This window comes from Chryseobacterium lathyri (assembly GCF_019970085.1).
Classification (GTDB): Bacteria; Bacteroidota; Bacteroidia; order Flavobacteriales; family Weeksellaceae; genus Chryseobacterium; species Chryseobacterium lathyri.
In genome coordinates, this window is sequence record NZ_JAHXYG010000004.1 from 405046 (window position 1) to 416812 (window position 11767).

14 protein-coding genes are annotated in these 11767 nt (G+C 35.5%); 5 read left to right on the forward strand and 9 right to left on the reverse strand.

Going from position 1 to position 11767, the window contains the following annotated elements; all coding sequences use genetic code 11:
* Nucleotides 1-75 precede the first annotated feature (75 nt).
* From rsgA to LC418_RS14960, 3 genes are all read right to left on the reverse strand, one after another.
* Entirely contained in the window at nucleotides 76-1002 is a 927-nt protein-coding gene (rsgA, locus tag LC418_RS14950) for a ribosome small subunit-dependent GTPase A (RefSeq protein ID WP_111952934.1), read from the reverse strand.
* 172 nt (nucleotides 1003-1174) lie between these two features.
* The gene (locus LC418_RS14955) at nucleotides 1175-2254 is read right to left on the reverse strand and encodes a chorismate mutase (RefSeq protein WP_111952932.1); all 1080 of its coding nucleotides are present in this window, start codon (nucleotides 2252-2254) and stop codon (nucleotides 1175-1177) included.
* A 433-nt stretch (nucleotides 2255-2687) separates the two neighbouring features.
* Entirely contained in the window at nucleotides 2688-3023 is a 336-nt protein-coding gene (locus tag LC418_RS14960) for a hypothetical protein (RefSeq protein WP_111953579.1), read from the reverse strand.
* A gap of 16 nt (nucleotides 3024-3039) precedes the next feature.
* Here LC418_RS14960 and LC418_RS14965 point away from each other — a divergent pair, with 16 nt between their 5' ends.
* Nucleotides 3040-3192, forward strand: a complete 153-nt coding sequence (locus LC418_RS14965; RefSeq protein ID WP_223559709.1) for a hypothetical protein — start codon at nucleotides 3040-3042, stop codon at nucleotides 3190-3192.
* A 106-nt stretch (nucleotides 3193-3298) separates the two neighbouring features.
* Here LC418_RS14965 and dnaX read toward each other — a convergent pair whose 3' ends face one another.
* From dnaX to LC418_RS14990, 5 genes are all read right to left on the reverse strand, one after another.
* A complete protein-coding gene (dnaX, locus tag LC418_RS14970; protein WP_111952930.1) occupies nucleotides 3299-4384 on the reverse strand; it encodes a DNA polymerase III subunit gamma/tau in 1086 nt (361 codons plus the stop codon).
* A gap of 97 nt (nucleotides 4385-4481) precedes the next feature.
* Nucleotides 4482-5123, reverse strand: coding sequence for a TetR/AcrR family transcriptional regulator (locus tag LC418_RS14975; RefSeq protein ID WP_111952928.1), 642 nt, complete (start codon nucleotides 5121-5123; stop codon nucleotides 4482-4484).
* Nucleotides 5124-5129: 6 nt separating this feature from the next.
* Entirely contained in the window at nucleotides 5130-6386 is a 1257-nt protein-coding gene (locus LC418_RS14980; RefSeq protein ID WP_223559710.1) for an aminotransferase class I/II-fold pyridoxal phosphate-dependent enzyme, read from the reverse strand.
* A 422-nt stretch (nucleotides 6387-6808) separates the two neighbouring features.
* Nucleotides 6809-7165, reverse strand: a complete 357-nt coding sequence (locus tag LC418_RS14985) for a helix-turn-helix domain-containing protein (RefSeq protein WP_223559711.1) — start codon at nucleotides 7163-7165, stop codon at nucleotides 6809-6811.
* Nucleotides 7166-7272: 107 nt separating this feature from the next.
* Nucleotides 7273-8016, reverse strand: coding sequence for a response regulator transcription factor (locus tag LC418_RS14990; protein WP_223559712.1), 744 nt, complete (start codon nucleotides 8014-8016; stop codon nucleotides 7273-7275).
* 81 nt (nucleotides 8017-8097) lie between these two features.
* Between LC418_RS14990 and LC418_RS14995 the strand changes: the two genes are divergently transcribed.
* The 4 genes from LC418_RS14995 (at nucleotide 8098) to LC418_RS15010 (ending at nucleotide 10917) form a co-directional block, all read left to right on the forward strand.
* Nucleotides 8098-8745 (forward strand): DUF1349 domain-containing protein, encoded by a 648-nt coding sequence (locus LC418_RS14995; RefSeq protein ID WP_223559713.1) that lies wholly within the window; start codon nucleotides 8098-8100, stop codon nucleotides 8743-8745.
* Nucleotides 8746-9173: 428 nt separating this feature from the next.
* Nucleotides 9174-9494, forward strand: coding sequence for a hypothetical protein (locus LC418_RS15000; protein ID WP_223559714.1), 321 nt, complete (start codon nucleotides 9174-9176; stop codon nucleotides 9492-9494).
* Nucleotides 9491-10102 carry a response regulator transcription factor gene (locus tag LC418_RS15005; protein WP_111952913.1) on the forward strand — a complete coding sequence of 204 codons (612 nt, stop codon included), beginning with the start codon at nucleotides 9491-9493 and terminating at the stop codon, nucleotides 10100-10102. Before LC418_RS15000 ends, LC418_RS15005 begins: the two co-directional genes overlap by 4 nt.
* Before the next feature lie 398 nt (nucleotides 10103-10500).
* Entirely contained in the window at nucleotides 10501-10917 is a 417-nt protein-coding gene (locus tag LC418_RS15010) for a hypothetical protein (RefSeq protein WP_223559715.1), read from the forward strand.
* A 58-nt stretch (nucleotides 10918-10975) separates the two neighbouring features.
* Here LC418_RS15010 and LC418_RS15015 read toward each other — a convergent pair whose 3' ends face one another.
* Nucleotides 10976-11530: a thermonuclease family protein gene (locus LC418_RS15015; RefSeq protein WP_223559716.1), complete on the reverse strand. Its 555-nt coding sequence runs from the start codon at nucleotides 11528-11530 to the stop codon at nucleotides 10976-10978.
* Nucleotides 11531-11767: the final 237 nt, after the last annotated feature.

Consider the following 11767-nt stretch of genomic DNA (forward strand, 5'->3'; position numbering starts at 1 on the left):
GTATCTGGTCGGGATTACCTCAAAAGTTTATATTATTAAAAATCAGGGTTACAGACTAAAAAACCTGAGGAAGTTCTATTTTTGGGAAGCTTCTTCAGCCTCTTCCATCAGCTTTACATAGTTGGCATAACGGGAATATTGGATTTCTCCGGTTTCAAGGGAAGCAAGAACCGCACATTTCGGCTCATTAATATGAAGACAGTTATGAAATTTACATTCTTCCCTTTTTTTGAAGATCTCAGGAAAATAATGCTGCACCTCTTCTTTTTCAATATCTATCATGGCAAACTCGCGTACACCGGGAGTATCGATAACGTTACCACCAAAATCCCAAAAATGCATCTGGGCAAAAGTTGTAGTATGTTTTCCTTTGAGGTGAGAGTCTGAAATTTCAGAAGTTTTTAAATTTAAACCGGGCTGTAATGCATTAACCAGTGTAGATTTTCCGCATCCTGAATGCCCGAAAAAAACAGAAGTTTTATCTTTAAGAAGTTCCTGAAGCTGATCAAAATTGAGTTTGGAGTAGGATGAAATTTCCAAAGTATCATAACCAATTTCCTGATAAAGAAATTCAATATCTTTCACAAGCTCTATTTCCTCTTCGTTCAGAACGTCAATTTTATTGAAAAGAATCAATGGAGTAATATTGTAAGCTTCACAGCATGCCAAAAAGCGGTCAAGGAATCCAAGTGAAGTTTCCGGGTGTTTCAGGGTAAAAATAAAACAGGCCAGATCTATATTGGAAGCAATGATATGAGCCTCTTTTGAAAGGTTAACGGATTTTCTGATCAGGTAATTGGTACGCGGCTCTATTTTAGTGATCCAAGCGATGTCATCCTGTTCTAACTGAAATTCCACAAAATCTCCTACAGCAAGCGGATTGGTAAGTCTGGTCTTGATCAATTTAAATTTGCCGCGGATTCTGGCCTCGAAAATTTTGTCTGTTTCGAATTCCATAACCTGGTACCAGCTGCCTGTAGATTTAATGATTTTTCCTTTCATAGATAATATGGATGCAAATATAAGGAATTAGGGATTAGGGTTCAGGATATAGTTGAAACATATTAATAATTCTCCTCTGATCATGAAATTTCAAGCTCCATTATTTATATAAAACTTTAAGAAAGTTTCTCCAGCTCCTAATCCCTAATCCCTAATTTCTATTATTATCCTATTATCTATCAATCATGATACTATTTTGTACTTCAATAGATTCTTCGTGGATTGCTTTGAAAACTTTCTCAATAAATTCCTGAGACATCCCAGTTTCCCTAGCTTTCTGCGTAGCATATTCTGTGATCACTTTCCATCTTTCAGGCTGGAAGATCGCAATATCATTTTCCTTTTTAAGCTTACCGATCTTTTCGGAGATCTTCATTCTTTGGGAAAGAAGCTCGATCAGCTGGAAGTCAAGATCAGAAATCAGTGTTCTGTGTCTTCCCATCTCATTGTCGAAGCCTGCCAAACCTGAATTTCTTACTTTTAAGTTTCCGATCAGTTCTGCCAATACCTCAGGAGTGATCTGCTGTGAAGCATCACTCCACGCTTCATCAGGATTGCAGTGGGTTTCAATAATTGCTCCCTGGTATCCTACGTTGAATGCTTCCTGTGTAATATCAGCCAGACCTGTTCTGTTTCCGCAGATGTGGGAAGGATCTATCAGCATTGGAATATTAGGAAACTGGCTTTTGAAGTCAAGGGCAATCTGCCAGTTCGGGTTATTTCTGTATTTTGTTTTCTGGTACGTTGAAAATCCTCTGTGAATTACCCCCAGATTTTTAATATCCTGTCCTAAAAGTCTCTCTAACGCACCGATCCATAAAGCAAGATCCGGGTTTACAGGATTTTTAACGAATACAGGCTTATCAGTCCCCCTTAAAGCCATTGCAATTTCCTGAACGGTAAAAGGGTTTACTGTAGAACGCGCCCCAATCCAAAGGACATCTACATCTGCTTCTAAAGCTGCAAATACGTGGTGGGCGTTGGCTACTTCTGTAGCAGTCTTGAATCCGTATTCTTCCTTTACTTTTTTCAGCCAGTTCAGACCGATAACCCCTACTCCTTCAAATCCGTTCGGCTTGGTACGCGGCTTCCAGATCCCTGCACGGAAAATAGGTACCTGAGCATTGGTTTCTTTTATCCTTCTAGCAGTTTCAAGCATCTGAGCTTCACTTTCTGCACTGCATGGCCCTGCGATCATTAATGGCTGCGAAAGCTCGTTGATCCACTCGTTTTTTACATCTTTTAAATTCATATTTTTAAATTTATTGTTTTTATTTTTCTTGAATTAACAGCAATAGTCCTTTGATTATAAAATTGATTTTTATAATTCTTTTCAAAAAATGCCGTTCAAAGTTTTTTAAAGGAATCAGGAAAATAAAAGGACTTTAATTCTCCTGTATTTTTTGGAAAGAAATTCAGTTAGCAGTACCAATAAAATCGATAATACGTTCTGAAATTTCTATAATAGAAAGCAGAAAAACTAAAATAACCGCTAAAGAAATTAGCGGGTACAAAATGAGACAGATATGGGATGAATAATTTTTCCACTTTGGGTCTGAAACTTCTGTTGTCTAGTTTTTTAAATCTAATTTGTTTTTGTCAAAAACTTATTTTTTACAAAAATCTTTGACAAAGATATAAAAAAAGTCAATCTAACAAAAAAAAACTGTGATAAATACAATAATTTATGTCAGGTCAAATTTCATTAAATCATCAAGGTCTTTTAAAAGCGGGTTTTTTTCGATAAACTTTTCGAATATTTTTCTTTTGGTAACCACTTCAATTTTGAGGTTGTCAAAGTCCCGCTGGTAATCTATTTCAATAGCATGGTTGTGAACCTTAGTTTTAAAATGATTGAAAAATTCTCCGGCGATCTTGTCAAACTCAACTTTGGCAGAATCTGAAGGGTACAGAACTTTAATGGTATTTTCTCCTGCCTTGATCAGTTTGAATGTTTTTACAGCATTAAAGATAAAGCTGTTTTTTTTCTGAAGCTGTTTGAGCATCAGATTCCATTCCATCTGCAGGTCCGTATCTGTGAAATGGTTTTGGGGAAGATGTTCTGTTTTTACGGCTACTGCTTCTTCTTTCTCTACTTTTTCTTCTTTATTGAGAAAAGAATTGATGCTGAAACCTGAAGAGATTCCCTGTCTTGATAAAGGTTTTGTTGTTTTTACAGTGGTTTCCTGAACGGCTTCAAGCCGTTGAACGGGTTGTTCTGCTACGGGTTCTTTCTTTTCGGGAGCCTTCTCCTGTATTTTTACTTCCTGCTTCTCACTGAGAAACGGAGCCAGTATTAAGAACTTTTTTTTTTAGTATCACCTAAATTGGCTGTCAGGGAAGACAGCTGCATCAGTGCAATTTCTACTGTAAGTCTTGGGTTTTTGGAGTTCTTATAATTAATATCCGCATGGTTACAGATCTCGACGGCGTCAATGAGCTGCTGGGCATTCCATTTCTGGCTTTGCTCTACGAATTTCACCTTGGTCCTCTCACCTACTTCAATAAGTTCTATTGTTCTGGCGTTCTGGGCCATCATAAGGTCTCTGAAATGATTTCCCAATCCAGCAATAAAAATATGCGGATCAAAGCCTTTTTTTACAATTTCATTGAAAGCGAAAAGCGTTTCTGGAATTTTGTTCTCCTTGGCCAGGTCCACTATATTGAGGTACTGATCATAATCAAGGATATTGAGCACTTCGGCAGCTTTGGCCAATGTAATGTTCTTCTGGGAAAATGTAGAAAGCCTGTCAAAGATAGAAAGCGCATCTCTTAGGGCACCATCGGCTTTTTGGGCAATAAGATACAAGGCATCATCTTCATACTGGATATTTTCCTTTTGAGCGATGTTTCTTAAATGTCCCTGGATATCTTCAATGGTAATCCTCTTGAAGTCATAAATCTGGCAACGTGATAAAATAGTAGGGATTATTTTATGCTTCTCTGTAGTCGCCAAAATAAAAATAGCATGTGCCGGCGGTTCCTCAAGGGTTTTAAGGAAAGCATTAAACGCTGCAGAAGACAGCATGTGCACCTCATCGATAATATAGACTTTATATTTACCTACCTGAGGCGCAAAGCGGACCTGGTCTATCAGCTCCCTGATATCATCCACGGAATTGTTGGATGCCGCATCTAATTCATAGATGTTATAAGCAAAGCCGTCTTCTGAAACTGAACCATCCTTTTCATTGATCTTTCTGGCCAGGATTCTGGCACATGTGGTTTTACCCACACCCCTAGGACCGCAGAACAGTAAGGCCTGAGCCAGCTGATTTTCTCCAATAGCATGTTCTAAGGTATCTGTAATATGAGATTGCCCTACTACAGTATCAAACTGCTGGGGGCGGTATTTTCTTGCAGATACGATAAAATTTTCCATTGGTCAAAAATAAGAAATATAGTTTTAATCTGAAAATTAAAAGTTTTCAAATTATCAACAAAAATTTATTTTCGGAAAATTGGAAAACTTTTAATCATTATTCTTTTGCTTTTTTCGTTTTGTAGTAGTGTTCTATAATCTCAACGATCACTTTCTCCACTTCGGCTCTTCCTTCATCAGTTCTCATATCAATACCGCAGAATTCTGTTCCGTTGTATGCAGGAAACAAGTTCAGATAATAAACTCCAGCCGCTATTAAAGCTAACATAGCTCTTACGTTTTTAGCGTTTTCCCCGAAATAAGGATCCGTAACATTTTCAAATAGATTGGCCGCTACATCTTCTCTTTGCTTTAGTATATTTTTAAGTATCGGCTTGCTTTCGGAAAGTTCCCAAAGAATAATTTTCTGTAATTCTTTATTTTTCTTCAGACTTTCAAACTGCATGAGAATTCCCTGAATCAGGACTTCTTTACCTTTTCCAACCTGTACTTCTTCCTCAATATCCGGGCTAAACTTGCTCCAGTAATCCTGGGATTTTATATACTCATCAATAAGTTTATCTGTACTTCCAAAGTACTCATAGATGAGTTTCTTATCGAACCCGGCTACTGCTGCAATTTTACTTACTTTTAAACCGGAGTAACCTTTTACTCTCAAAATTTTACCAACTGCTGCCAGCAGTTTTTGTTTTGTTTTTTCTTTGTCCCTAATAGGGCCTTGGACTACTTTTCTGGGCATAATTTATTATTTTTTTGCAATATGCAATTTTTTATTTATATCATCAAAAACATTCAGTGTTTTGTCAAGATGTTCTTTTTCGTGTCGTGCTGTTACAGTCATCCTGATACGTGCATCTTTTCTGGCTACAGCGGGATACATAATAGGGTTTGTATAGACTCCTTCTTCAAGCAGTATTCTCCCAATATCCCACATTTTATTCTGATCTCCAATTTTCACAGGAATAATAGCTGAGCAAGTAATACCGGTATCTAAGCCAAGATCATTAAGCCCTGTTTTAAAATAATTGATATTATCCCATAGTTTATCTTTCCAGAAAGGTTCTTCATCAATCAAATCAATTGCTTTTAAAATTCCGAAGGAAGAAGGTGGTGCTGTTACTGAGAAAATATGCTGCCTGGACTGGAACTTAAGAAATGATGTTATTTTTTTGTTAGCAATCACATATCCTCCGAGGTTGCCAAAAGTCTTGCTGCATGTTCCTGTTATAAAATCTATCTTATCCAATAAACCGTCGTCTTCAAGAGCTCCTCTTCCGGTTTTTCCCATCACTCCTACTCCATGTGCATCATCTACCATGAGATAAGCATTATACTTTTTCACAAGATCGTATATTTCTTTAGCCCGTGAAGTGTCCCCTTCCTGAGAGTAAACTCCATCTAAGATAACCAGCTTTGTACGGTACGTATTCTCACATACCTTCAAAACATGTTCCAAAGCTTCCAAATTATTGTGCGGAAATGTTTTTTTATTGGTAAAAGCACATCCCTCATGTACACTGGCATGTACTCCCATGTCTAAAATAGCGATATCTTCCTTCTGCATTAAAATCTGTAAAGTAGCGCTATTAGCGGCGTATCCAGTTGTAAACAAAATGACCTCCTCCTCATCTCTTCCAAAAAAATCAGCAATCTTTTTTTCTATCGCATTATGATAATCAAAATATCCACCTATCAGAGGTGATGCTCCTGTACCTGTTCCATATTTTTCAATTCCTTCAATTGCTGCCTCTTTAACTTTAGAATGCTGTGTAAATCCTAAATAATCGCTGGAGACAAAACTTACATAATTTTTATTTTGGTTTGCAATATCTATATTTAATGTTGCATTGCTTCCTGAAGTATTTTTCAGTCTGTAATTCATATGACCTCTGGATTTCATATGGTCAAGGAATTCATAAAAATAATTAGCTCTTTGAGCAATATCATAATCTGAAATATTCTCAAAATCTTTAAAAGTTGCTGTTTCAAAATCGATACTCATCCTTAATGTTGTTAGTGTTAATTGTTAGTGTTTAGTGTATGTTTTAGTTGTTTGAAGAAACAAATATATGATTATTTAAAGCTTGTAAAATCTATCAATTATATTAAATATTATACATCATATAAGACGTTTTACTTTATGATCTGATAATCAAATCACTTTATTATCCATATAGCTGTTGAGTATTTCAAGGGTTAGTTATTTTTTTTAATGAATCTAAATTTAACAAAAAAAATACAACAATAAATCACTATTTTCAAATAAATCACAAAAAAAGGACAAATATTTCACAATTGTCTCATTATTAAAATCTTATTTTTCAGATATGTTTTTGGATGTTAAAATTCATTAAAATCTAGGAATTATAAAAAGGAATTTTTATGCTATTTTTGTCCCGTCACGGAAAAAATACTGAATCTTAATCACTGTAATCTACTCTTCTTTCTGAATGCTCCCGGTGTAATTCCTGTCATCTTTTTAAAGAACTTGGAGAAGTTGGACGGATCATAGGTAAACATTCTTGCAATTTCTGCAATAGACCGATCTGAGTTTGCTATTATCTCCTTGGCTTCGTTTATGATTTTCTCATCATAGAAATAGCACGGATGCTGTCCTTTTTCTTTTTTTATAGTATCCGTGAGATGCTGATGTGAAACAGCAAGCTGGCCGGCAATTTCATTGAGTTCCATAAATTCCTGAACAGCTCCGGTAATTACATCCTGAATATGCTTTTCAAGAAAATCAAAATATTGCCTGGTGATCTCTTCACTTCTTTTCATTTGTTATCATCATTTGTTTATAGTAAAAATTTAATCTATAAAATTAAGCATAAGAATAAAAAAGGCATGGTGAACTTTCCGGAGTTTGCCCTATAAAAGAACCACCGTTAATAAAAGCTGTCTTTAAATGCCTGTACAGAATTTTTCACTTTCAGTTTTTCAAGGATATTCTGGCGGTGCCTGCTTACTGTATTGATGCTTATAGACAGAAAATCTGCTATTTCTTTACTGGCATAGCCTTGGCCTACATATTTTAAAACTTCCAGCTCTCTTTTTGAGAGAATATTCTGATAGTTGAGCTTATCTTTTACAATAATTTCACCTTTAGCTGTATTAATGATCATAAAATCGGAAACCTGAAGCTGCGTCTGATCCAGCGCAATATGATAAAGACAAAATGCAAATCTCAGCTTTCCGTTATCCGGAGAATAAATATAGAACATCCGGTGCTTTACAAACCTGTATTCATCATCTTTATCTTTCATCCTGATTTTAGAAAGTACAGAATAGTCTGCCCGAAGCTCTGCATCCATAGAATCCATCATTTCATAAAACCGAAGTTCATGGATATATTTTTTGAGCCTGTCATCCGGATGTATCTTTTTAATGATCTCTTCTTCCCAGATAGAATTGATCTCTGACGGGTTTTCCTCCATACTTAAACCTAATTCCCATGCAGCTTTAGATTTATACACATAACTTTTATCTGCCTGCATGTCGCTCAAAACAGATATGGCACCTTCCATCTGGGAATATATCGATGCTCTCTGTTTATACTCTTCTATATCAAGCCTGCATTTCTGAGATGATCTGTCCAAAAGCCGGCTGTTCAGTTTTTCTACGATTTCCATAAATGGTTATTTATCAGTATTGATGAAATATGGGTATAGTTATACTTTTGCTAAAATAATAATTTACACCCAGCTAAGAGGATGAAGAGATTGATTTTAAGTTTTTGCGCTGTTCTTATGGCCGAGAAAACGCTTTCGCAGACTTTGGAAAAGATGAACTGGTTTAATGAGCCTGAAAAATGGGAAATTAAAAACAACAGCCTGCTAATGAATGTTACGCAACAAAGTGATTATTGGAGGATTTCCCATTATGGATTTACAGTAGATGATGCTCCTTTTTATTATACGACCTATGGCGGAGAATTTGAAGCGAAGGTAAAGATCAGTGGAAACTATAAGACAAGATTTGACCAGACGGGGCTTATGCTAAGGACTGATAAAGAGAACTACATAAAGGCGGGTATTGAATTCGTAGATGGTAAATACAACCTCAGTACTGTAGTTACGCATGGAACAAGCGACTGGAGTGTTATTACACTGAACACCACTCCTTCTGCAGTCTGGATAAAAGCCGTAAGAAGACTGGATGCTGTAGAAATATTTTATTCTTTTGATGACAAGAATTATACAATGATGCGCAATGCATATTTACAGGACAACACCCCTGTAATGGTGGGCTTAATGGCTGCCTGTCCGGATGGAAACGGCTTTACTGCAGCCTTTGAAAACTTCACGGTAAAACATCTTCCCGACCAGCGCAGGCTGAAATGGCTTGAAAATAACAAATAGCGATTGAATTTTATTCAATATACAGTCAATTTTTATTCGCCTCCCTTTTTCGGGGAGGCTTTTGTTTTAATTTTCTTCTGAGCAGCATTAAGATTAAAAAAATCATACTATTTCACCGCGTGAAGATAAAATAAATATAAAATTATGCTTAATGTGTCTGGTTATTAGATAAAATTCATATCAAATACATCTCGCTATGGTAATTTATGTTTATAAAATTACTAATTTTACAGTCCAAATTCAACTTGTTTTAACGGCAAGACATCAAACACAAAAAAATTAATGAAAAGAAATGCATTCAGTATTCCCAACACTTAAAAAACTTCGGCTTGTATAATGACTATTATTAATAAATTTTCGCCCTAATCAAGCGGAAAGCATAGATCATTTATGTATTTATGAAAGCCCGGACTTTGTTTTTTGTAATTATGTTTTCAAGCATTTACAAACAGCGTCATATTTTCACGAGGTTTATTACTGACAACGGATTTCTGCAGAATGATGCAAAAGCCATTGTCAAGGATGATCATGATTTTACAGGGCTTGTTGCTGAAGCTGTTCAAAAAAAAATTACAGCTATTATAGCAACCGCAAACAAAACCTTCCGCTTTTATACCTTTCAAAATAATCAAAAACTAACCCCGATAACCACAGGTACGGAATTGAAATATCCGCTAACATCAAATTCAAATGCAGATATTTCAAAGGAAGTATTCGTTGAAACAACTCCTATTAAAAATTTTATATGAATGAAAGAATTTTAATCGCTGATGATCACTATGTAGTAAGAGCAGGAGCTGCTCTGGTCTTAGAGTCTGCCTATCCGAAGCTCAAAATAGATTTTGCAGAAAATTATGACCAGGTAAAAGAACAGATATCTGAGACCCTTTATGATCTCCTTCTTCTTGATATTGATATGCCGGGAACACAATATAAAAAAATGATTTCTGAGCTTAAAAGTATCCAGGAAAATCTTAAAATCCTTGTTTTTTCCGGACATGGTAAGGATGTGGCGATACAATATATTCGGGAAGGTGCTGAAGGTTATCTCAGCAAACAGGGTTGTGAAGAAGAAATCCGGGAAGCTGTAAGATCAGTCATTCAGAAGGGTTATTACTATCCCAGTGAACTGATCGGGCTTATTATCCAGAATAAAAAAAGTAATCCTGCAGAAAAGCTGTCTTCAAGGGAATATGAAATCTTTAAACTTCTGGCCAAAGGGTCCGGAAATCTTGAAATCGGGAATAAACTGGACATTCAGATGTCTACCGTAAGTACCTACAAAAAAAGAATCTTTAAAAAACTTAATGTTTCGAATATCGCCGAGCTCATCAAAGTACATGAAATGATGCATTAGGATACGGGAAAACATCCAATTTGACCGAAATTGAATGTATAATATCCGACCTCGGATTTTGCTGCTTTGAAAATGGCAATATTCTTATTCTCCAGTATTCATTTTATTTATAATGGTTTATTTTGAGATAAATGTGAAATTTTATTTCAGATCTGCTTAGAACAGAAGATTAAGAGATATTAAAACTCTTTAACGAACAATAGATACCACATAGGTACCACACAAAATATTCTATTTCTCTACCAATTCAGTTAATTTCCGTATTATTTTAACATATAATTAATTATTTATGTTAAAAATTAATAAAAACATTAACAATACAGGATATTTACTATTAGTCAGGGCATAATATTTGCAATTAAATATTCACAAACACACCTTTCTAAACTCAAAATATTATGAATGCAGCAGATCTTAAAATTAAAAACTTAGTTGAATACAAAAATCAGATTTACACCATCACTGAAATATTTCAGGGTAAAGGTCACGATTATTTTGTAAAAATAGAAAATGACATCCACAGCATTTCAGTTCCGGCAGATTCTCTTAAACCCATTTGCATAACAGAGGAATGGCTTGAAAAATTTGGGTTCCTGAGAACCTACAGCTCAAATGAAAGAATCCGTTATGAAAGACCCGAACCATTTATTAAATATGATATTGATTTAAGTTCAAGGAAAATTCTTGAGGGTTTGAAAATATATGGAAACTCCATTAAATGCAAATATATCCATGAGTTTCAGAATATTTTCTCATGTCTTTTCGGAAAGGAACCTGCAGCTTTTAATTTAGGACTGTTAAAGACAGAGTCTTAGTTTATTATTATGTTGATTATAAGGAAACCGCTGCAAAAAAGAGCAGCGGTTTCTTATTTTATACCGTCTTATTATTCCGGAAGCCCTGTTCTTTTTCTTTTTGTGCCTGATGTTCCAGCAGTTGTTTTTGAAGCCGTTTTTTTTTAGCATTTTCGCGCTGTTCTTTACGGAAATCCCAGGGAGAGACTGCTTTTTTATCCTGCCAGAGTCCTAGCTTTTTATTTTTTGCCGTTTCCTGCATTTTTCCCAGATCAGCATTTTTAGAATAGGAATAGTACCACCATCCATACCCGGCTTTTATAATTTCTGCGGAAAGATATTTTCCATTGTCATAGTATATTTTAGCTACTGAACGTCCATAGCGGTCTTTATTGGTTTCTATAAACCTGATCTGCTTTGCAAAAACCTGATCTGAGGTAAACTTTTTCGCATTTTTTCCAAATGGCTGCCGGTTTTCGGGGCAGTCTACCTCTGCCAGCCGAAGTTTTTTCTGTACATTTCCGTCCAGTAAGACCGTAATTGTATCTCCGTCTGAAATCCCAACTACTTTAGCTGTTGTTTGTGAGAAGAATAAAAGAGGAAAGCACAGTAGTGCCGAAAGAAATATTCTCATGATGCGAAATTATGTAATTTATTTCCAAACCCCCTTACCAGACGAAGTTTTTTTATTTAATCCACTCTGAAAAAACAAAAAGTATATGAAGTGCTCAGAATTACCGCTCAATAAAAAAGGAGGCTAATTGCCTCCCTTTTTCTGTATCAATGATCTATAAACTTCTTTATATTAATTTTGTGTTTTTTTAAGTCGAGTTTAAGAAGTTACTTAAAGATCATTCATACCTAATATTGT

Coding starts and splice junctions, on each gene's coding strand:
- rsgA (WP_111952934.1), bottom strand. CDS start 1,002: ATGAAAGGAAAAATCATTAAATCTACAGGCAGCTGGTACCAGGTTATG.
- LC418_RS14955 (WP_111952932.1), bottom strand. CDS start 2,254: ATGAATTTAAAAGATGTAAAAAACGAGTGGATCAACGAGCTTTCGCAG.
- LC418_RS14960 (WP_111953579.1), bottom strand. CDS start 3,023: ATGGAATGGAATCTGATGCTCAAACAGCTTCAGAAAAAAAACAGCTTT.
- dnaX (WP_111952930.1), bottom strand. CDS start 4,384: ATGGAAAATTTTATCGTATCTGCAAGAAAATACCGCCCCCAGCAGTTT.
- LC418_RS14975 (WP_111952928.1), bottom strand. CDS start 5,123: ATGCCCAGAAAAGTAGTCCAAGGCCCTATTAGGGACAAAGAAAAAACA.
- LC418_RS14980 (WP_223559710.1), bottom strand. CDS start 6,386: ATGAGTATCGATTTTGAAACAGCAACTTTTAAAGATTTTGAGAATATT.
- LC418_RS14985 (WP_223559711.1), bottom strand. CDS start 7,165: ATGAAAAGAAGTGAAGAGATCACCAGGCAATATTTTGATTTTCTTGAA.
- LC418_RS14990 (WP_223559712.1), bottom strand. CDS start 8,016: ATGGAAATCGTAGAAAAACTGAACAGCCGGCTTTTGGACAGATCATCT.
- LC418_RS14995 (WP_223559713.1), top strand. CDS start 8,098: ATGAAGAGATTGATTTTAAGTTTTTGCGCTGTTCTTATGGCCGAGAAA.
- LC418_RS15000 (WP_223559714.1), top strand. CDS start 9,174: ATGTTTTCAAGCATTTACAAACAGCGTCATATTTTCACGAGGTTTATT.
- LC418_RS15005 (WP_111952913.1), top strand. CDS start 9,491: ATGAATGAAAGAATTTTAATCGCTGATGATCACTATGTAGTAAGAGCA.
- LC418_RS15010 (WP_223559715.1), top strand. CDS start 10,501: ATGAATGCAGCAGATCTTAAAATTAAAAACTTAGTTGAATACAAAAAT.
- LC418_RS15015 (WP_223559716.1), bottom strand. CDS start 11,530: ATGAGAATATTTCTTTCGGCACTACTGTGCTTTCCTCTTTTATTCTTC.